Annotated in this window: 13 protein-coding genes; 11 read left to right on the forward strand and 2 right to left on the reverse strand. The window is 35.3% G+C overall.

All coding sequences use genetic code 11. The annotated features are described in order from the left end of the window. Positions 1-2 precede the first annotated feature (2 nt). The 11 genes from accC to lon all read left to right on the forward strand — a co-directional run bounded on the left by accC (position 3) and on the right by lon (position 19,230). Positions 3-1,346, forward strand: a complete 1,344-nt coding sequence (gene accC, locus BMS_RS00680; protein WP_014242863.1) for an acetyl-CoA carboxylase biotin carboxylase subunit — start codon at positions 3-5, stop codon at positions 1,344-1,346. Positions 1,347-1,404: 58 nt separating this feature from the next. After that, complete coding sequence (locus tag BMS_RS00685; protein ID WP_014242864.1) at positions 1,405-2,979, forward strand: hypothetical protein; 1,575 nt, start codon at positions 1,405-1,407, stop codon at positions 2,977-2,979. Positions 2,980-3,028: 49 nt separating this feature from the next. Continuing rightward, a complete protein-coding gene (locus BMS_RS00690; protein ID WP_157868206.1) occupies positions 3,029-7,012 on the forward strand; it encodes a translocation/assembly module TamB domain-containing protein in 3,984 nt (1,327 codons plus the stop codon). Further along, positions 7,000-9,864, forward strand: a complete 2,865-nt coding sequence (locus BMS_RS00695) for a POTRA domain-containing protein (RefSeq protein WP_014242866.1) — start codon at positions 7,000-7,002, stop codon at positions 9,862-9,864. Before BMS_RS00690 ends, BMS_RS00695 begins: the two co-directional genes overlap by 13 nt. 163 nt (positions 9,865-10,027) lie before the next feature. Next, positions 10,028-10,468, forward strand: coding sequence for a 50S ribosomal protein L13 (gene rplM / locus BMS_RS00700; RefSeq protein WP_014242867.1), 441 nt, complete (start codon positions 10,028-10,030; stop codon positions 10,466-10,468). A gap of 15 nt (positions 10,469-10,483) precedes the next feature. Then, on the forward strand, positions 10,484-10,888 hold the full coding sequence (gene rpsI / locus BMS_RS00705) for a 30S ribosomal protein S9 (RefSeq protein WP_014242868.1): 405 nt from the start codon (positions 10,484-10,486) through the stop codon (positions 10,886-10,888). 60 nt (positions 10,889-10,948) lie between these two features. Next, positions 10,949-13,546, forward strand: coding sequence for an excinuclease ABC subunit UvrA (locus BMS_RS00710; RefSeq protein ID WP_014242869.1), 2,598 nt, complete (start codon positions 10,949-10,951; stop codon positions 13,544-13,546). A 98-nt stretch (positions 13,547-13,644) separates the two neighbouring features. Continuing rightward, positions 13,645-14,385, forward strand: a complete 741-nt coding sequence (locus BMS_RS00715) for a hypothetical protein (protein WP_014242870.1) — start codon at positions 13,645-13,647, stop codon at positions 14,383-14,385. Then, positions 14,385-16,181, forward strand: a complete 1,797-nt coding sequence (locus tag BMS_RS00720; RefSeq protein WP_014242871.1) for a matrixin family metalloprotease — start codon at positions 14,385-14,387, stop codon at positions 16,179-16,181. Before BMS_RS00715 ends, BMS_RS00720 begins: the two co-directional genes overlap by 1 nt. 75 nt (positions 16,182-16,256) lie before the next feature. Continuing rightward, positions 16,257-16,730 (forward strand): hypothetical protein, encoded by a 474-nt coding sequence (locus BMS_RS00725; RefSeq protein WP_014242872.1) that lies wholly within the window; start codon positions 16,257-16,259, stop codon positions 16,728-16,730. Between the two features lie 13 nt (positions 16,731-16,743). After that, complete coding sequence (lon, locus tag BMS_RS00730) at positions 16,744-19,230, forward strand: endopeptidase La (RefSeq protein ID WP_014242873.1); 2,487 nt, start codon at positions 16,744-16,746, stop codon at positions 19,228-19,230. Between the two features lie 51 nt (positions 19,231-19,281). On the opposite strand, the gene rpoZ is transcribed toward lon, so the two are convergent. Then, positions 19,282-19,494 carry a DNA-directed RNA polymerase subunit omega gene (rpoZ, locus tag BMS_RS00735; protein ID WP_014242874.1) on the reverse strand — a complete coding sequence of 71 codons (213 nt, stop codon included), beginning with the start codon at positions 19,492-19,494 and terminating at the stop codon, positions 19,282-19,284. A gap of 72 nt (positions 19,495-19,566) precedes the next feature. Then, a complete protein-coding gene (locus BMS_RS00740; RefSeq protein ID WP_014242875.1) occupies positions 19,567-21,387 on the reverse strand; it encodes an AMP-dependent synthetase/ligase in 1,821 nt (606 codons plus the stop codon). Between the last annotated feature and the right edge of the window lie 41 nt (positions 21,388-21,428).

Raw genomic sequence — 21,428 nt, forward strand, 5'->3', positions numbered from 1 at the left:
TTATGAAATTCAAAAAAGTACTGATTGCGAATCGAGGTGAGATCGCAATTAGAATTGCAAGAACTTGTAAAGAGCTTGGTATTTCAACAGTTGCTGTTCATTCAAGTGCAGATGAAAACTCACTGCATGTGAAGCTTGCTGATGAGTCAGTTTGCATTGGACCAGCTAAGCCAACATTAAGTTATTTAAATATACCTAGTATTTTGTCAGCAGCAGAAATTACTGGTGCTGATGCCATTCATCCTGGCTTTGGCTTCCTCTCTGAGAATAAAGAGTTTGCGCAAATGTGTGCGAAGTGGGGAGTTGAATTTATTGGTCCTAATGTAGAGTGCATTGAAAAGATGGGAGATAAAATTATCTCTAAAGAAATTGCAGAAGCGGCAGGTGTTCCAATCTTAAAGCCAATTGCTGTTAATGGTAGAGAGGATAAAGATATTCTCGCTGACGTTGAAGAAATGGGTCTACCAGTTCTTGTTAAGGCCTCTGCTGGTGGCGGTGGTCGAGGAATGAAGAAAATTGAAGACATTAGTGATCTTCTAGTAACTATCACTCGATTAAAAACAGAAGCTAAGGCCGGCTTTGGTGACGATACTCTTTTCATTGAGAAATTTGTCACAAACCCGAGACACGTAGAAGTCCAAATTATGGCCGATAGGCATGGAAATGTTCTTCACTTGGGCGAGAGAGATTGTACTGTACAAAGAAGATTTCAAAAAGTTGTAGAGGAATCTCCATGTCCAGTTTTGTCTGAAGAGAAGAGAGCTGAGATTTGTGAATCGGCCGTTGCTCTTGCAAAGCACGTAAACTACGACTCTGTTGGAACTGTAGAATATTTGTATGATCAAGATGAAGATAAATTCTACTTTATGGAGATGAATACAAGAATTCAGGTAGAGCACCCTGTGACTGAACAAAGAACAGGAGTTGACTTAATTGCTCAACAAATTCTTTCAGCTAGTGGTGAAAAGCTTCCAATGAAGCAAGAAGAGATTAAATTTGTCGGCCATTCAATTGAATGTCGTTTAAATGCTGAAGACCCTGAGACTTTTGCTCCGTCTCCAGGACATATTCTTCATTACCATAGACCTGCGGGAATTGGAGTAAGAGTAGATGATTTTATCTATTCTGGTTACACAGTTTCACCATTTTACGACTCTATGTTGGCGAAAATTATTGTTTCTGGTGTAAATAGAGATGAATGTTTAAGACGTATGGAACGAGCTCTAGAGGAAACAGTAATCGAAGGAATTAAGACAAATAAAACTCTGCATCTTATGATTATTAGAGATGAAGACTTTAGGGGCAATAATTACGCTACCGACTTTCTTGTTAAGAAATTGAAGTAAAATAAGAGTTAAGTAATTGTATTCATTTGAATACTGAACGTTTTAACTCAAGAATTTTATGGATGAATTAGCAAGCAATATTGAAAGACTGGTTTTTGAAAATAAAATTTCAAAGGCCAGTTTTGAAATAAAGAAATATCTCTCTCAGGCTCCTGAGGTAAATCAAAATATATTCGAAATCATTTGCAGGGTTTTTGAGCTCACAAATGAAAGTGATATCAATATTAAAATTCAACTTATAGAAAGTTCATCCAACTTAAATATTAAAAGTTATATTTTAAATGTCTTAGGTGAGAGTTCAGATGAAGAATTCTACTTTCTTTATCCATCTATTAAAAAGTACTTTATAGGAAATGGGCTCTTATACGAATTTGAGAAGGTATTCGAAAAGTATAAGAACCTCTGTCTACTTTCAAAGTCCTACACTAAATTAGAAAAAGAGATTGAGGAATTGATTGATGCTGGACTTGAGTTAGAGTTATCAAAGAAAGAAATGGCAATGATTCACTTTGGACAGGGTGATGTCGATTACTTTGAAAGAGAGTATGCAAATGCTCTAGAGATAGAAGGAGAGTCTCCCTTACAAGAGATAAATATAAGCTTTGATGATCCAGTATGGAGGAAGCAAAGCTTTATAATGAAAGAAATTGTCTTGAGAACCCATGGAGACAGAGCATTAGAGCGGAAAAAAGAATTTCTAAAGTCTATCTATGAGTTATTACTTGTTAATAGCGAAACCCCACAGACGTTAGAATACTTACTAGAGTATTCAGTAGAGATGGGTCACAAAGATTTGGCAGATGAGGTTAAAGCTCTATTAGTTAAAGACTTTCATTACTTAGAAGAGGAATTAGATCGAAAGACTTCAAGAATAGTTAAAGTAAAAAGAGAGGCCATTGAAGAGATTGATCTTGCAGATGATTTATTTGGAGATGAGCCAGAATCAAAAGATATAACAATTAGAAGACTTGTTAATCAAATAAATCTTTTGAAGGATGAGAAAGATTTAGAGGGAGCAACCGAGCTTCTAAGAAAATTAAAAGAAATTGATAAAGAACATACACTAGTCAAGGAACTAGAAGAAAAAGAGCATAAAGTAAAAGGCTCTAAGTTATCTCTTCCTAAGAGAACAATTGCAGAAATAGAACAAGAACTCTTAAATGAACTATCTGTCTATGTAGATAAAGTTGAGACAACTACAGACGAAGATTCATATTTAAGAATTTATACAAAGAAGAATGTAGAATTAATGAAAATTGAGGAGTTAGAAAGCCAGTTTCGTGAGTTGGTTTATTCCTATAACTCCCTAGGGTTTTACGAGAATTCAATCTTGGTACTTGATAGAATTTATGATGAAACTAATCTGGAAATTAAAGCGGAGTTAGAAGTCCTCTTTTTGAAAGCAGAGGTCATGAGAATGGCCCAGAACTATTATGGAGCATTGAATATTATAGAGAGATGTTTGGATGAAAAGCCAATGACAGATAACGAGAAATTATCATTTTATTACTTAAAGGGAGAGTTACTTAGAGAAGTGGGAAGAAAGAAAGATGCTCTTGTTGCTTACTCAAAAGTATATTCGATTAACAAGAAGTATAGAATGGTAGCGTATAGGTTAAAAGAGATTGAATAAGTTAAATAAAATTTTAATATTATTTTCAATTTTTACGGCATTTCTAATTATGTCTACGTGGAGATTCGTCCAATCTGAATACTTTGGTTCAATAATTACCAAAGAGATAAATAAGAATATTAGTAAGAAGTTAGATATAGACTTACGATTTTCAAATGTTGAAATCGAAATGTTTCCACCTTCAACAAAGTTAAAGAATGTTACAATTTTAAGCTCTAGAGAAGACTACAAAGTGGATATCAGTGCTGGAAGCTTACTAATGTCATTTGCAATTAGTGACCTCTTTGAGAATAAATTCTCTATTGATAAAGTTGGATTTGAAGATGCGATCATAGATCTTAGTGAATTGAAGACAACTGGAGGCTCCAAGAGTGAAGAGCTTAAGCCAGAAGAGCTCTTTCCGCTAGTAAAAGACTTATTGTACGAAAAGCTTCCTGTGAAAATAAGTGGAATCCTATTAGAACGTACAAGTCTTAAGTCTAATTATCTAAGTGGAGATTTTAAGAAGCTAGATGTCGACATTTATAACTCAGTAATAGAAGCGAGCATAAGTGGATACGATTTAGAATTTAGTAATAAGATAATTAAAGAGAGTAAGCTGAGGGAGCTAGATTATTTAACTATTGAGTTTCATCTCAATGAAGATAAGCTTCTGTTGAAAAAGAGTGAGATTTGGAAGGGGACGCAGAGTGCAAGTATATCAGGTGCTCTGATCTTTGGTGAGAAGTTAAGATTTGATGGCGATGGTAACTTTAGAGGAATGTTAGATAAGTTATCATTCTTAAAGTCGAATGAAATCTATAAAGATATTAATCCTCGAGGTGTTATTGAGCTCAAAAGTAAAATTAATACAGATCTAAAAAGTGTTTATAATTTAGATGGCTCTGTCAGAGTTATAGATCTGGAGTCAAATTATGCGAAAGTTGAAAGTGCATACGTGGACTTTCAGGTGACAGATAAAGAAATTGTTATAGAAGAGGCTTTGGTTGAGGATAGAGGCGGATCAATAGAAATTAAGGAAAGGCACTCTATTTATAGCTTTTTAGACTCAAAAATATCTAACGAAAGTGTTCCAATTATTTTTAAAAATTTTCATACTAACTCACTACTTTTTTTCATAAAAGAAGAGTTGGATATTTTAAAAGGAAGATTGAACGGTACTGTCGACTCAAGATGGAATGATGAAAAGCTCGTATTTAATATTCGAGAGGAAAGTAGTTTAGACTTCTTTAAACTTCAGGTAGAAGATAAAACACCTATACTTCAAAACTCAAAAGTTAAAATCAATAATTCACTAATCGATGTTACATTGGATGGTGTTGTTAATTTTGATTTTGATATTGCAGTTGGCAATGAAACAAAACTAAAAGGTAATGGGATTGTTGACGGAGCAAATGTAAATTTCAATGTCTCTAAGTCAAAGGCTAATTTTGAAGAAATTGGGCCGATCGCTGGCCTACCTCTATTTGGTAGCGGTGATTTTGCTATGACAATTAAAGGTGGTGGGGCTGATGTCAACTTCGACTTTGATTTAAATATGTCAAAAGTTAAAATCCTAGACTTCAATATACAAAAGTTAAAGGGAAAGTTAGGTCTAAATCTTGAGGACCTTCTCTTAAGTGTCAAAGGAGTAACAGGAGACTTTAAAGGGACATCTTATAACTCTAGTGGGTTTATTGATTTTGATAAGAATAAAATTAATCTAGGCATTGATGTTAGAAAGTCTGACCTAGAGGACGCCTTATTTATACTAGAGCCAATCGTAAAAGATATTGAGTTTTTAAAGTCTAAGTACCTTGATTTAAGTTTTAAATCCAAAGTTAAGCTTACAGGAGGGCTCTCTGGTGATGAATTAAGAGTCTATGGAATTTTGGATGGGCAGGACTTAAGCATTTACAAAGAAAAGGCAGAGTCGTTGCAATTTAATTTTGATTTTTCTAATAATCTTCTCTCTTTCAATGATGTGAAAGTGAGGCAATCATCTTCTGAACTTATAGGTAATTATAAAATTAATACTAAGAGCGAATACTTTGAATATGAGGCTAAATTAGTAACTGGCCAATTGGAAGACTTTGAAGCGTATCGTTTTTTGAATCTAGGTTATTCAAGTGAAATATCTGGAGAGTTTTACGGGAAAGGTACACTTAGTGACTTTTCAACAAGATCCCACTTGAAATTTACGAATAGCTTTTTGGGAAATGTACAAGTTCCTGAGTCGCTCCTCACTATTTATAATAACTCTAAAGAAGTTTTCTCAAGTGGTAATTTTCTCGGCGATAGGTCTTCTTATAATCTCTATCTTAATTTTGACGAGAATAACCCACAGAAGTCTTATATTAATTCTTTTGTGAACTTCAAAAATATTAAAGAGCTCGTTGGGATACTTTCCAATCATAATATGGAAAATGAATCTATTTCGGGAAGAATGAAGGGAAGTCTTAAAAGTAGCTTCTCTGTATATGAATTGGAGAAATTATCTCTTGAGGCTATTGTAGATGATTTAATATTTAAGAAAGATGATGAAGTCATTCGAATAAACGGAAGTCGTGCTAATTATACAATTAAAGACGGTGCTGTTGAAAATGTTAATTTTAAGTTGATAAGTAATAAAAATAACTTCTTCAGCCTCTTAGGCCGAGGTGATTTCACAAATGGTATCAATATAAGACAAGAGTTTAGACTGGACTCTTCTTTTCTTGAACTCTTCTCTTCTAAGGTCTCTAAGTCAAGTGGAGTTATTTCAGGAGCTGGAAGTATTAATGGTGACATTGATAATCTTGTCTTTGATCATGTCTTTAATGGAGAGAAAATCTTCTTAAATATCTTAGGTATTCCGAGCTCATTCTCTGATATTGATTTTAATATCGTATTTGAACAAAATAGCTTAATGATTAATAAGTTGACTGGGCAATTTGGTAAAGGTGATATTGAGACAAAGGGTTTTGTTAAATTTGTACTGCCTTATCCTCAAATAGATTTAGGTCTTTCATTTACGAATAGCTATATTCCTTTATTTAAGAAGAGTGGTGTTCTTGCTTCTGGTCTCGCAAAAATTGAAGGTAATGAATTTCCATACTTATTAAATGGTAGTGTCACTATTTTAAATGGAACAATTAATGATGAATTACAAGACCTAACTCCGCCAAGTGTTTCTGGCTCAGGTGTGACGACTAAGTATGTGCCCGAAAATAAATTTGATAATAAGTTTGATCTCTTCGACTTAGATTTATCTATAAATTTTGATAAGCCAATCGTTGTAAGAAACTTACTAACTGATTTAAGACTTCTTGGAAATGGAAGGGTTAGAGGAAAACTTTATAAACCAACGGTGAATGGAGTTATTGAGGTTGTTCCAGGGTTGAGTAAATTATTATTCAAAGGAAATGAGTTTATTCTAAAAGAAGGAACAATTGTCTTTAGTGAGGATAAGGGATTGGTTCCTGAGTTAAACTTTACGAGTAGTAGTTCTGTAAATCAATATACTGTTAACTTAGACGTTTATGGTCTAGCCAATAACCCTCAGTTAAATATTTCGTCCGATCCTTTCTTAAATCAAGAAGATATTTTCAGTTTACTAACCTTGGGATTCACTTCAGAGGTTTCGGATCAATTAGAAGAAAAGGAAAGAAGATCAGCTACTACACTTGGTATTGGAACACTTCTCTTTGACCAATTACTAAAAAATCAGGGCCTTAATTCTAATCTCGGATTGAAACTAAGTGTTCTCCCAGAGTTTGAAGAAAATGAATCCTCACTTTTAAAAGGAAAATCTGGCGTTTCTGAAAGTAGGTCGGGTCGCTATAAAAGTGCGACTAAAATAAAGCTTGAGAAAAAAATTAGTAGAAATGTAGATCTATCGCTGGCGAGTACTGTCGGTGGAAGTGCTGAGCAAAAGCAGGAGATGAATATTAACTATAATATTTTAAAGAATGTTTCACTTGAGGGAGTTTATGAAATAAACTCTACCAATGAAGAGCAATCTAAAGAACCAAAATCATTTGGTGTGGACGTAAAGATTCAATGGACTTACTAAAGATTCTTTTGGCCTCATTCATTTTAATCTCTCTTTCTAGTGTATCAGCTAGAACAATAGAGACCTTCGATCTTAGTTGTACAGGAACTGAGGCTAAGTGCTTAGATGTTCGCTCTGATTTAGAGTCTAAGATAAATGGAGGACTAGATTCTTCAGCAATTAAAGATTATTTAAATTTAGTTCTCTACGATAATTCTATTTCAAAACTTTCATTCAATACTGAAGATAGTAAATTAAATATCAATATTTCATTCTACAAGAAAGTAGAAAGCTTTAAAATTCTTCATTTAACAGAAGTTGACACTACGGCCATTGAGAGACTTGTCGGGTTGTCTGAGGGATCATTCTATAAGAAAGATGTTCTTGAGAAGGCAAAAGAGCAGGTGTTGAATTATTTTGTTGAAAGAGGATACACAAACGCTTCAATTAAACTTCAAACTTCTGAGAAGGATTATCGAGTTTCTATAGAGTTTAAGGTGACGACAGGTTCGTTTACAAAAGTACGAGATATTGAAGTTGTATCAAAAAGTCCTAAGGGAACAATCTCACTCATCTCTAGACGCTTTAATAAGTTTCAAAATAAAGTGTGGAATAAAATAGATTTAAAGTTTGAGGTGGAGAGGCTTGCCGCAGATTTATTTAATCAAGGATATTTCTCTAGTACGGTCTCAATGCTTGAGCCAGAAGTCATCAATGATAGCTTCGTTAAGCTAAGAGTGAAGATCGATCTTGGTGATAAGAATAGTTTCAGTTTTCATGGTAATAATATCTTCACTCATCAAGAGATTCTCCTGGGGTTAAAAGAGAGCATTAAGTCTAACCTTGGAGCCTTCTCGGAAGAGGATCTGCGAACTCTCGTTGTAAAGATGTATGAGAATATAGGTATTTTTAATACAGATGTATCCGTTTATAGAAACCTGGGAACAGATAAGGATGGACAGTCTTTTATTAATTACTTCTTCAATATTCATGAAGGGATAAAAATAATTACTAACTCTCTGTCCTTTGTTGGAAATATTGATTTCTCAATTGAAGAAATTCGAAAGCATTACTATGACAATTCGACGGTTTTGGCCACACGAGGATTCTTGGATCTAAACTACGTAAATAGTTTCTCTTCTTTATTAAGAGAGAAATATCTTAGAAGCGGTTACGTTCAAGTAGATGTTTCAAAACCTAGAATTACGTACAATAAATTAAGAACGAGAGTTGATATTGAGTATCGAATAAAAGAGAGACAGAAGGCCAATCTGGAGCGAGTGAGCTTTAATGGTGTTCCTCTTGTTTTTAGGGATGATATTCGCAAGCTTTTAACAAATAAGAAGAATAAACCAGTAAATGTGCTTGAGGTTGATAGTGATATTGATAAAACAGTACAGTTTCTAAAGTCAAAAGGTTACTTCTTCGCAGTAGCAAATAAGTTGAAGTCTAAAGATGTTTTAATGTATGACCCCAGCTTCACAATTGCGAATTTAAATATCGATATTAATCTAGGCGATAAAGTAACATTCAATGATGCTCTTATTTCTGGATACTCTAAAACAAAGAGGATTGTAATAGAGAGAGAGATGGAATTTTCTCAAGGTGAAATTTTAACTCCGGAGAAAGTCCAGGACTTAAAGAATAGGCTGACTTCACTTGGTTTATTCTCAAGCATTGAAATTAAACCCCTCTTTGATAAAGAAACCAAGAATTATAATCTCTTGATTCAAGTTCAGGAAAAGGACTTTGGAACAGCTTTCTTCGCTCCTGGATATAGAACGGATATTGGTTATAAAGTATCTGTAGGTACAAATTATAACAATATTGGTGGCATGAATAGAATTGGAACACTTCGAGCTCAGGTGAATAGAAGGGATAGCTATAGGGCCTTCGATGCCAGAAGACGTTCTGAGGAAAAGGATATGCTAGAGTTCTATTTGAGAGGGAACTTAACGGAGCCTTACTTTGTTCCAGAGCTCTTTGGGAAAAAGCTTGAGGCAGACCTAGGGTTTTCTGTTGAGAGAAAGCGCTACTATGAATTTGATGCTGATCGACTTCGAATTTCTCCGACTCTTTCAAAGAAGTTCAATGATTTCTTTTCTGCATCACTTAAGTATCAGTGGGAGAGGATTAATCAATATGATGCTACCAGCGATATTAATAATGATGACTTTAATATTGGTGGTATCACTCCAGGTGTTTCACTGGACTTTAGAGATGACCCTATCTCACCTAGAAGAGGAAGCTTTTTTAGTTTATCTGTAGAGTTTGCCAATAAGTTCTTTGGCTCTATGGATAATGACACTATAAAGGTGAATTATTACAAATTAGTTTCTAGGAATAGATTTTATTATCCAATGGGTAACTTTGTATTTGCCCTGAGCGCTAGCTGGGGAGTTCAGAAGAACTTCGCTAACCAGACAAAAGTGGACGCTCTTGGAAATCCTATCTTAGATGCCGATGGAAATATTCAAACAGAAGGCTATATTCCATCAATTAAGGTATTTAGATTAAACGGTGTTGATATCGTAAGGGGATTTGCAGAAGACGAAATAAATATCCTCTTAAATGATACTGATATTGGCGATACCGTTATTAGAGATAAGGCCTACTTTGCTAATCTAAAGTTTGAGGCAAGATATTCAGTTACTGATACGTTTGTTATGGGGCCTTTCTTGGATGCTGGTCGAGTTTTTGTAGATAAATTTCAACCACTTAAGCTCCGAAGTGCTGTTGGGCTAACTTTGAAATACATTACTCCTGTGGGATCACTAGATTTTGACTATGGTGTGAAAACGAGGAGATTTAGACGAGACGCACAAGGGCGTGAGAGTTTTGGAAGATTTCACCTTTCTATAGGGTTCTTCTAAATATCCATTGTTTTCTCTGTATTTTATTACCATTATTTTTGAAGAGTTCGATTTTAACTCTTGACTAGTGGCCCAATAATCCAGTATAAGGTTGAACACTCGTGTTTTGAGTAATAAGAAAATAACATATTGCAGTAATATATTTTACTTGGAAGGTAGTTTTATGTACACGCAGAAGTCTTTTGTATTGAAGCCAGCTGACGCAGACAAAAAGTGGTATCTAATAGATGCTCAAGATAAAGTTGTTGGAAGACTTGCGACTGAAATAGCAAATGTCCTGAGAGGGAAAAACAGTCCTAAATATACTCCACATACTGATTCTGGTGACTTTGTTGTAGTGATCAACGCTGATAAAGTTAAGTTTACAGGTGCTAAATGGGATGACAAAGTTTACTATTGGCACACTAATCACATTGGTGGATTAAAATCTAGAACAGCTAAAGAGCAATTAGAGAGAAAGCCAGAGCAGATTCTTATGAATGCTGTTAAAGGTATGCTTCCTAAAAATTCTTTAGGTAGAAAACAACTAACTAAGCTTAAGGTTTTCGCTGGTGAGACACACTCTCACGAAGCACAACAACCAGTAGCTTTAGAAATTAAATAATTGAGAGGAATTGCAATGGCTACTAAAGGTAAAACTTACGATGCACATGCTGTAGGAAGAAGAAAGACCTCTGTTGCTAGAGTCTATGTAAAAGAAGGTTCTGGTAAAATTACAGTTAATAAAAGAGAATTCAAAGAATACTTTGATAAAGGGACTAACAGATACGTTGTTACTCAACCTTTAAACTTAGTAAAGCTTGCTGACAAATATGACATTAATATTAATGTTTATGGTGGTGGAACTACTGGTCAAGCAGGTGCTGTTAGACTTGGAATCGCAAGAGCAATCTTAAAAGTTGATCCTTCTTTAAGAGGAGAACTTAAGGCAGCTGGATTCCTTACAAGAGACCCTAGAAAGGTTGAACGTAAGAAATACGGTCTTAAAGGTGCAAGAGCGAAGTACCAATTCTCAAAGCGTTAATAAATTTTATAATTTATACTTTGAAGGGCCCACAATGTGGGCCTTTTTTATTTGTAGGCAATGAACCATACTCATATAACTATTAAGGGAGCGAGAACTCATAATTTAAAAGATGTTGATGTTCGCTTTGCTTTGAATTCTATTACGTGTATTGCTGGTCCTTCTGGTTCAGGAAAATCATCTTTGGTTTTTCATGCTATTCTTACTGAGTCTAAAAGACGCTTCATGAATTCATTTCCAAATGATGTTAAGTTCTTTTGGGATATTCCTCAGTCTGCAGATGTTGATGAGATTTTTCCTGTTCTTCCGGTTTGGGGACTCGCTCAAAATAATCCAGTAGTTGGTTCTAGGCCTAGTGCTTTTGATTTAATGGGGATTGGGGATGTTCTCTCTAAAATGCTTTTCTATTTGGGGAAAAGTTATTGTTCATCTCATCACATTCCTCTGGAGTCTTCTGTAACCGTAAGAGGTGTCAAAGATTTCCTTTATGATCAGGAGTTGGGTGATAAAGAAATTATTCACTTCTTCTTAGCATCTGATGACTACTTAAAAATTCATGGTGAAGGCTTCTACCCGGCAAGATCTTTTAAAGAGACTGTTGGGGAATTTGAAAAAAGTGATCCCTACTGGGAGCTTTTTAGAATAAGAACTTCTAAGATTGAAAGTGTTTCAAAGAAGCTTTCGGAGTTGGGCCTATCCGAAGTGGATGGTTCAATACTTGTTTTTATTCCCTCTCTTGGACTTCAGCAAGCATTCACAATTAGTAAGAATAAGCAGTGCCGAAAATGTGGAGAAAAGGAAAATATAAAAATTACTTCGCCATCGAATTTTTCTCCATTTACTCCCTTGGGAGCTTGTGTGAGGTGTTCTGGTCATGGACGTAATTTAGAGTACGATAGGTCCAAAATTGTTAAAGATGACCGACTCTCTCTTAAAGAGGGTGCTGTAAACTTTCTAACATATTCGCGCTTTTCTCATATAGGGCCGGTAATGCTTAGAGAGGCAAAGAAAAATGGTATAGATGTCACTGTTGCGTTTAAAGATTTAAATCAGAAGAAGGTATGGAACTTTCTTGAAAATGGTTCTGGGCAATATGGTGGATTATTTGAGCTCTATGATTACTTAGAGTCAAAGAGATATAAGAAGAATGTAAGAATATTGATTCGTTCACTTAAGACAGAAGTACTTTGTGAGGAGTGTAGTGGAACAAGACTTAAGAGTGATCTTTTAAAGGTAAGAATTCCTGAGATTAAAAAGTATTCACTAAGAGATATTTTACTCTTCAATTTTAATGAACTTTCTGAATTTATAGAGAATATAAAGAGCATTAAGGATGAGTTTGAGAATTGGAATGAAGTAAAAAAAATAATTTCTACTATTGATCGAACTCTAAAGGTAGCTCTAGACCTTGGCTTAGGAGGACTCTTGTTACAAGATAAAGTGAAGAGCCTCTCTATTAATGATTACCAGAAAATTCTTTTAGTCAAATATTTATCGTTCGAAGGTTCAGGTTCTCTTTTCATACTTGATGAGGCGAGCCTTTCACTAGACTCCACTGAAGTAAAAGTTCTCTTTAAATATTTACAGAAACTAAAAAAAGCTGAGAATACCATTATTCTTGTTGATCATAATGATTACTTACAGAGTAAGTGTGATGAGTTGATCTTAATGGGCCCTGGTGCAGGACATCTTGGTGGTGAGATTACTTATCAAGGGAAGTTTAAGAAAGAAAAGCTAGAAAGAATCGCAGAAATTGAAAAGAGAAAGCTTAAGAGGACAGTAATTAGCGGTGTTAGTTTTAACAATATAGAAAATAAAGAGATCAGCTTTGCTTCAAATGGTGTGACTCAAGTTAAGGGAAAAAGCTACTCTGGCAAAAAAGATATTTATATTGAGGCCTTGGCCAATATTGTAAGTGAAGTTCTTGGGCTAGAGAAAATTACATCAAAAGAAGTACAGTTTAAAAGACCTAAAAATCTCTTCGATTTTCAAAGAGTACTCGTTCTTAATGCAAAATTTAATAAGGTGAGCTCGAGATCCACAGTAGGCACAATGATTGGACTTGCTCCTTACCTTCGAAAGCATTTCGCATCTCTTCCGGTTTCAAAGAATTTAAATTTAAAGGACGGGCACTTCTCTCCTAATTCGGACTTAGGTAAATGTACGACATGTGAAGGGCGAGGTGTATTAAATATAGATATGCAGTTTTTGGAAGATGTTCAGTTAATGTGTGATGACTGTAATGGAATGAAGCTAAAACCATTTATTGCAACGATTTCAGATGGGTATCACACTGTCCATGAAACATTTAATCTTCCTATGAGTGAGGTGCTTGGAAATTTAAAATTAACACCGAAGGGGAAGAGGATTTGGGAATATCTTAAACTTTTAAACCTAGACTACTTGAGTTTAGATAGACCTCTAAGCTCACTTTCTGGTGGAGAGAAGCAAAGACTTAAGCTCTTGTCAGAGCTTCAAAGTAAGGTTGAGAATTCACTTATTATTTTTGAAGACCTATCTTTTGGCCTTTCTAGAAGGGAGATCTTGCGCTTGGGTGAGTTTGTTCAAGATCTCTGTACAAAAGGAAATACAGTCATTTTAGTCGATGAAAATGAGCATTTTTCAGATTTTGTGGACGAAATTCAGATTTTTGAATAAGTTTTCAATGGTTTAGCAGACACTTAAGTTGAGTAAATTTGTAAAGTTTTGTCAGAAATACCCGATAATATAGATAGGGTAAAGCTTAGGACAAAACTATGTTTCAAAAATTTCTAATACTATTTCTCTTTCTAAATGTGAGTGTGTTTTCCACAACTTTCATTCCTCTATCACTAGACAAGCAGCTTGAAGATGCGAACGGTGTCTTAAGAGCGAAGTTCTCAAGTCTTGAATATAAGAAAGTCTCTAATGATAGAATAATTACTGAAGCGACATTTAAAATTGTTGAGAGTATTGGAATAAAGCAAAGTGAGATTATCAACAAGAATAACTTTAAAGTTATTTATCCTGGTGGAAAGTGGCAAGATCTAGACTATAGAGTTTCTGGAGCACCAAGCTTTAAACCAAATGAAGAAGCCCTTTTAATTTTGAAGAAAACTTCAATGGGTTACGCCGTAAAAGGCCTAGGCATGGGGAAGTATAAAATTATAGAAACAGAGGATGGAGAATTTTATCAATCTTCTGTATTTCCAAAGCACCCGTCCCTAGGAAGAATTACAGAAAATGATTTTGACTCTGCTCTAATAAGAAAATTTGGTGCAGATCTTCAAAAAGTTAAATCAGATAAATTCGTAAATATTCCAGTTCAAAAAGAGGTTGTTGAAAAAAATAAGTCTGGTCGCTTCCCTGCTAGTGTCGAAAGAGGGCCAGCACAAGTCGAACTCGACTCAACGAAAGAGGCATCGCAGTCCTCTAATCCAATTTGGATCGTTGTTCTCTTCTCTTTATTGGGGGCGATTTCTGTCTATACAATAAGAAGGTCTAAGGGCCATAAGTAATGAATAGACTATTAATTACATTAATATTTTTCTTCAGTGCTACTGCGCACTCGTATGTAATTAATAGAACAGAAAGTGGTGAGATCATTAAGTGGAGTTCTTCAAAGAATATAAATCTTTTTCTTTCAACATCAACGCCAGACTTATCCAGTATAGATGTAAATAGCATCGTAACAAGTTCAGTTGCCGAGTGGTCTTCGAGAGTTAGTAATCAAGTTAATCTTGTGACTAGCAACGACGGCGCGGTTAGTGGTCGTAATGATATTTACTTTCAAAGTGATGATGAGTTCTTTAGTGATTCCTCAATCGTTGCGGTCACTCAGTACATAGTTAATTCAAATACAACATATATTCATGAAGCAGATATCATTCTCAATGATTCTATTTATACATTTTCATCTAATAATCTAGATACAGAATACTTAGGAAATGTGCTTACACACGAAATGGGACATCTACTTGGAATGGGTCATAGTCAGGTCATTGAATCATCTATGTATTATGAGCTTAGAAAGGGACAGGCAACGTTGCATGGAGATGATGATAGTGGAATTAGATACCTCTACGGATCTTCAACTCTTGGAACAATAAGCGGAACAGTTGCTGGAGGTAAGGATGCTCTCTCTGTTTTTGGAGCTCACGTTACTGCATTTAGTTTACAAACAGGGGAGATTGTCTCTGCCGCAGTAAGTGATTCAAATGGTGATTTTACAATTAGTAACCTACCTTTAAATGATACTTACTTCCTTTATACTGAACCTCTTAATAACTTGGGTTCACTTCCAAACTATTATAGTGTGGCCAAGAAGGATTACTGTGATTCGAATCAGGACTATAAGGGTTCTTTCTTTCAGCGCTGCTTTGGAAGTGATAGAGGAAATCCTTATGGAATAAAAGTAAACTCTTCAAATAAGAATATAAATGTAGGAACAGTTTCGATAAGATGTGGGCTTGATGTTCCTGGTGATTATAATAGGGCGAAAGGAAGTAGCTATGACATTTCTCTCGTCTCTTCTGACATTAATAATTACTATGTAGGTAGCTCAAGTGTCGGTTATTTTAATTCTAGAATAGATGCAGGGACAGTAAAGTTTGACGATGTAGAAGATGAGTACAACCTAGATCTGTCTTTATATGATCTTTATACGTACTTTCCTGGAAAATCACTCTATCTACAAGTACAAGTTCATACACAGCCATTCTTCTCTCCACTAAGAATTGTTACAACTTTGGATCATGATGATTTTATGACTCCTTCTGTTTATCCAAATCTTGGAGCTCCAATTGATGTTGATGAAAATGGAAACTACAATGTAGATGTAAAATTAAATTTACCTCTCTATGCAGATAGAACTAAGAATCAATACTCTTTAAAAATTGCTCCACATAATATTGATCAATTATATGGAACAAGCGTTGTTGCGAATATCTTTTCTACAGGACGATATAATTATAATGAAAGTAGACACTTTTATTTTATAACAACTAGGTTAGTCGAAAAGGTTGGTACTGATTATCTACCGGTGAGCGAAAAGAATTATGGGGAGCTTACTGATAATAGTAGCTGTCTTGATGCAAGCTCAACGTATCAAGTTACAGGAAATGTTGTTGGCTCAAGTGCTGAGACACTTAGAAAGTCAGTAAAGAAAGAAGACTCCCTAGGTCTTGCTTGTGGGTCAGTACTTTATGTTGATAACTCATCACCTCCAGGGAATGGACCACTCGCGTCACTGACTTTGGTCGCAATTTTTATGCTTTTATCTATAAAATTCAATTCTTCTAAGATAGTTGAATAAAATCACTTGGATTCCTGTTCTATAAGTATCATAATATTATAGTGTTAATGACTGATTTCATTAGGAAATTACATTATGAGAAAATGGATTTTTTCAATTATTATTTTAAGTTTATCAATTACTTCTTTCGCTCAAGATTTAATGGGGGAGAGGATTCGTCGAGTTTCAGGTACAAAGAAATCTGTATATTTTGATAGCGGTATTTTCCACAATGGTGGACCTAAGCGTAAGTCTTCTCTTAAGGCCGTAAGACACTCTTACACTGAAAAAAGAGGGTATGAGAGAGTCGTACTTGATTTTGAAACGAAAGAGATACCTAGAGTCTATGGGAATATTTCTTCTAGTGAGAAGAAACTCTATATAGACCTATTTGATACAACCATCAAGTCAATGGCGGACTCATTTGGAAAAAGTAAGTTCGTTGAAGACATTAAATTCTTTCCTATAAGCAAAGATTCACTTTCAGTAGAGATTACATTTAACAAAGTTGTAAATGTCGATATCTTCTACTTGAATTCACCAGGTAGACTGGTTTTTGATATTAAATAATTAAGGAGACATCATGTCAGATCATGAAAATGATTATCAGGTCGAAATTAGACCGAGCGATATGGATGAAACAACTTTCCCTGAGTCAGTTGTTATTATCCCAATTATGAATAGCCCTATTTTTCCAGGGATGATTGCACCAATTATTTTAACAGAAGATAAATTTACACCAGAGCTAGATGAACAATTATTAAAGACTGGTTACATTGCTCTCAATCTTGTTAAGTCAGACTTAAAGGATGAGTCTGGACAATTTGTTCCAGAAGAAGAGTTAGACTTAGAGTCGAGAGAGATTTCATCTAAAGATATCTATAAAGTCGGTGTGCTCTGTAAAGTCGTTAAGAAATTAAAGTTACCAGATGGTTCTGTGAATATTTTAGTTCATGGGATTAAGAGATATAGAGCATCAAATATTTCTCAAGAGGCACCTCTTATTTTAACTAAGATTGATGTTTTCGAAGATATTTTAGAAACTGATGAAGAGCTTGATGCTTACACTAGATCGGTTATTAACCAAGTTAAGAAATTAAGTGAGATCAATCCATACTTCAACGAAGAGATGAAGCTTGCTATGCTTAATCCTCCTTCGCCAGGTGCTCTTGCTGACTTAGTCGCATTTGCAATTTCACTAGATATTCCAGAGGCTCAAGACTTCTTAGAAACTCTTGTTGTAAAGAAGAGATTTGCAAAGCTCTTAGTTTACTTAAAAAGAGAAAAAGATGTGGCTGATATTCAGAAGAAAATCTCTGATGAAGTTAATGATAAAGTTAATAAGTATCAAAGAGAATACTTTTTAAGAGAGCAGTTAAAGGTCATTAGATCCGAACTTGGAATGGATGAGGATGAGAAGTCTCGTGACTTAAAAAGAATGCGCGAGCAAATAGAAGAGGCCAATCTTCCTGAAGATACAGTGAAGTCTATAAATGAAGAGCTAGATAGATTAGAAGTTATTCCTGACTCTTCTCCAGAATATAACGTTGCTAGAACTTATATTAATTGGATGTTGGACCTACCATGGGATAAATCAACAGATGATAAAGTTGATATGCCTATGGCAGCAAAGATCCTTGAAAAAGATCATTACGGTTTAGAGAAAGCTAAAGAAAGAATTTTAGAATTTTTAGCCGTGAGAAAATTAAAGCCAGGATACGACGGAACAATTCTATGTCTTTCTGGTCCTCCTGGTGTTGGTAAGACTTCACTAGGTAGAAGTGTTGCTGAGGCACTTGGAAGAAAGTTCTATCGCTTTAGTCTTGGTGGAATGAGAGACGAAGCAGAAATTAAAGGTCATAGAAGAACATACGTTGGAGCAATGCCAGGTAGAATCATTCAGGCATTGAAGAGAGTAGAAGTTAATAATCCTGTTATCATGCTGGATGAAATCGATAAGCTTGGTCAATCTTTCCAAGGTGATCCTGCTTCTGCGCTACTTGAAGTTTTAGATCCTGAGCAGAACTCAACTTTTATCGATAACTATCTAGATATACCTTTTGATCTTTCAAAAGTTCTCTTCATTGCTACGGCCAATTACTTAGGTGATATTCCTGAGCCTCTATTGGATAGAATGGAAGTCATTGAGCTAAGTGGTTATACGATTGAAGAGAAAGTTTCAATTGCAACAAAGTGGGTAATTCCTAAGCAGCTTAAGAAGCACGGTCTAGTGAAGAGTGATTTCTCTTTATCAGCTTCTGTATTAAAGAAGCTAATTTCTGATTATGCTAGAGAGCCTGGTGTAAGGATTATGGAGCAATACGTAGCTAAGCTATGTAGAAAAGCAGCTCTTCTTAAAGTGAATGCTAAGAGAAAGGCGAAGAAGTTTTCTCCTTCTCCTGCAGACCTAGAGAAACTTGTTGGAAGTGCACGCTATCAAAGTGATGTTGCACAGAAAGCAGTTAAACCAGGTGTAGTAACAGGTCTAGCGTGGACATCTTTTGGTGGAGAAATTCTCTTTATCGAGACTTTACCACTTTCTGGAAAAGGTGGATTTAAGTTAACTGGTCAGTTGGGAGACGTAATGCATGAGTCTGCAAACTTGGCCTATAGCTACGTTAAGAAAATCCTTCAAGATGAAATTGAAGCAGAACTTAGTAAAAAGCCTAAGAAGAGAACTAAAAAAGATGCAGATGAAGAAATGCCAGAGGATTATCTTTCTGAGCACGAAGTTCATTTACATTTACCTGCTGGAGCGACACCAAAAGATGGGCCAAGTGCAGGTATAACAATGGCCTTGGCACTTTATAGTTTAGCTACTAATAAGAAGATTAGACCACAGTTGGCGATGACTGGAGAGTTAAGCTTAACTGGAAAAGTCCTTCCTGTCGGAGGAATTAAAGAGAAGGTTCTTGCAGCAAAGAGAGCGGGAATTAAAGAAGTTATTATTCCGAAAGATTGTGAAAAGGATTTAAAAGAAGTTCCTGACAGACATAGAAAGGGGCTTAAGTTCTACCCAGTAGAGCATTTTGATGAAGTCTTAAAGATAGCATTTAAAAAGAAGAGATAAAAAAAAGGGAGCAATTAAGCTCCCTTTTTTTATATATAATTTTAGAAATTATTAGAATTCGTCAGAATCGTACTCACTAACTGGAGCGTGCTTAACTTTACCGGCCGCAATCTCTCTAAGTGCAGTAACAACTTCTTTGTTCTTGCTTCTTACTAATGATTCAGAACCTTCTCTAAGTTGCTTAACTCTTTTTACTGCCAGGTGAACAAGCTCGTATCTGTTTTCAACTCTTTCCAAGCAATCTTCAATTGTAATTCTGGCCATATGTATCTCCGTTTAATTAAATATATGGATATTTCTAAATATGATATTTCTAACGTAATGTCAAAGTTACCATTAGTTATACAATGCGTCGATCTCTTTATCAAACCTTTTTAAAATCTCTTTCTTCTTAAGCTTTAAAGATGGTGTGATGAGCCCCGATTCTGGAGTGAACTCTATGGGGGCAATATAGAACTTCTTTATTGTCTCAAAGCTAGCAAGCTCCTTGTTGACGCTTTCGATATCTTCCTTAATAAGATTGATAACTCCCTGATTTTTTGAGAGTTCTTCAATATCAACATTGCTTGGCAGATCGAGAGCAGGGAGAACTTCTAGGAAAGACTCCTTTTCAATACCAACAACGCCAGTGAGAAACTTCCTCTTGTCTCCGACAACCATAAAGTGAGTAATATACTTTCTTATTTTTAGTAGATTCTCAATTTTTTGTGGCGCGACATTCTTCCCGCCCGATGTGATGATGATATCCTTCTTTCTGTCTGTTATTTGAAGATATCCGCTACTATTTAATGAGCCAATATCACCGGTTCTAAACCAACCATCCTTGAAGGCCTTCTGCGTCTCTTCTTCATTCTTATAATATCCACTAAAGAGCCCTGAGGATTTAACCAGTATTTCTCCATCATCATCGAATTGGAATTGAGTGTCTCCAAGTGGAAGACCAACAGTCCCTGGCATTTGCTTAGATACTGGATTTACGCAACATGGGGCAATAGTCTCTGTTAGGCCATATCCTTCGAGAACAGTAAGGTTTGCGCATCTGAGGAATTTAATAATATCTACACCTAGGGGAGCGCCACCAGAAACAAAGAAGCGTATCTTTCCACCAAAGCGGTTATATATTTTTGAAAATACTGTTTGGTAAGCGAGGTTTCTTGCTATCAAAACTTTACTTGGAGGAGATTGATCCCTATCCAGATAGTCAAAGTACTCACCAGAAATAGACTCTGCCCAAGAGAAGAGCTTCTTCTTTATGAAACTTTCTTTTTCAATTGTATCTTGGGTCTTAGAATAAATTTTTTCAAAAATTCTTGGAACTGAGATCATAACTGTAGGCTGGGCAACAGAGATATTGTCGACAAGTTTATCAATACTTTCTGCGTATATATTCTCAATTCCTAGTGATAGATTGAGCATAGAATCGCATCTACCTAAAACATGTGAGAGAGGTAGAAATGTCAGTAATCTATCTGATTCATTTATATTGTGCCCAAGACCCGACTTCACATTTTGTAACATAGACCAAAAAGCATTATGGCGAATCATCGCTCCCTTGGGTTGTCCAGTCGTTCCAGAAGTGTAGACAATAGAAGCTAGAGAATTATCTTGCACGCTATCTATAAGCTCTTCAAGTCTATTAGGCTTATCCAAGGTAATGAGCTTTCCTTTTTCTAGTAGCTCAGTATGGGTATAGATCTTAGTGTACTTACTACACTTTTGAATGAGTTCTTGATTTTTAATCTCAGTGAGGATGATAAGAGTTTTAAGGGTCGTTAACTGAGAGATTACGTTTGAAATTTTTGAAAGTTGTTTTTCTGAGTCGATGACCAGTACGTTAGATTCAGAGTGGTTAACAATATATTCAGCCTCTTCATCAGTATAAGTAGGATAGATAGGAACTACTGTAGCATTCAGACACAGACAAGATAGATCATAGAGGTGCCAGATATGGGAAGTGTCAGCTAGTATTGAAACTTTATCATTAGACCTTAGGCCAACTTCCTCTAGTGCAGTCGCTATCTTGGCAATACATTCGTAATACTCGTGAGTATTTAAAGTTGTAACTTTCCCATTCTTAATCCAACCGATTGACTTTGATTGGGAGTTTGTTTTGTATTTATGTAAAAGTAGCGCAGGAATATTTCTTTTAATTGTCATGAATTATTAATCCTAATTAAGCTCTGGTTTAATTTAGAGAA

Source organism: Halobacteriovorax marinus SJ (genome assembly GCF_000210915.2).
GTDB lineage: Bacteria > Bdellovibrionota > Bacteriovoracia > Bacteriovoracales > Bacteriovoracaceae > Halobacteriovorax > Halobacteriovorax marinus.

Bases quoted from the DNA above. Each gene is read 5' to 3' on its own strand.
- accC (WP_014242863.1), top strand. From the start codon at position 3: ATGAAATTCAAAAAAGTACTGATTGCGAATCGAGGTGAGATCGCAATT.
- BMS_RS00685 (WP_014242864.1), top strand. From the start codon at position 1,405: ATGGATGAATTAGCAAGCAATATTGAAAGACTGGTTTTTGAAAATAAA.
- BMS_RS00690 (WP_157868206.1), top strand. From the start codon at position 3,029: ATGTCTACGTGGAGATTCGTCCAATCTGAATACTTTGGTTCAATAATT.
- BMS_RS00695 (WP_014242866.1), top strand. From the start codon at position 7,000: ATGGACTTACTAAAGATTCTTTTGGCCTCATTCATTTTAATCTCTCTT.
- rplM (WP_014242867.1), top strand. From the start codon at position 10,028: ATGTACACGCAGAAGTCTTTTGTATTGAAGCCAGCTGACGCAGACAAA.
- rpsI (WP_014242868.1), top strand. From the start codon at position 10,484: ATGGCTACTAAAGGTAAAACTTACGATGCACATGCTGTAGGAAGAAGA.
- BMS_RS00710 (WP_014242869.1), top strand. From the start codon at position 10,949: ATGAACCATACTCATATAACTATTAAGGGAGCGAGAACTCATAATTTA.
- BMS_RS00715 (WP_014242870.1), top strand. From the start codon at position 13,645: ATGTTTCAAAAATTTCTAATACTATTTCTCTTTCTAAATGTGAGTGTG.
- BMS_RS00720 (WP_014242871.1), top strand. From the start codon at position 14,385: ATGAATAGACTATTAATTACATTAATATTTTTCTTCAGTGCTACTGCG.
- BMS_RS00725 (WP_014242872.1), top strand. From the start codon at position 16,257: ATGAGAAAATGGATTTTTTCAATTATTATTTTAAGTTTATCAATTACT.
- lon (WP_014242873.1), top strand. From the start codon at position 16,744: ATGTCAGATCATGAAAATGATTATCAGGTCGAAATTAGACCGAGCGAT.
- rpoZ (WP_014242874.1), bottom strand. From the start codon at position 19,494: ATGGCCAGAATTACAATTGAAGATTGCTTGGAAAGAGTTGAAAACAGA.
- BMS_RS00740 (WP_014242875.1), bottom strand. From the start codon at position 21,387: ATGACAATTAAAAGAAATATTCCTGCGCTACTTTTACATAAATACAAA.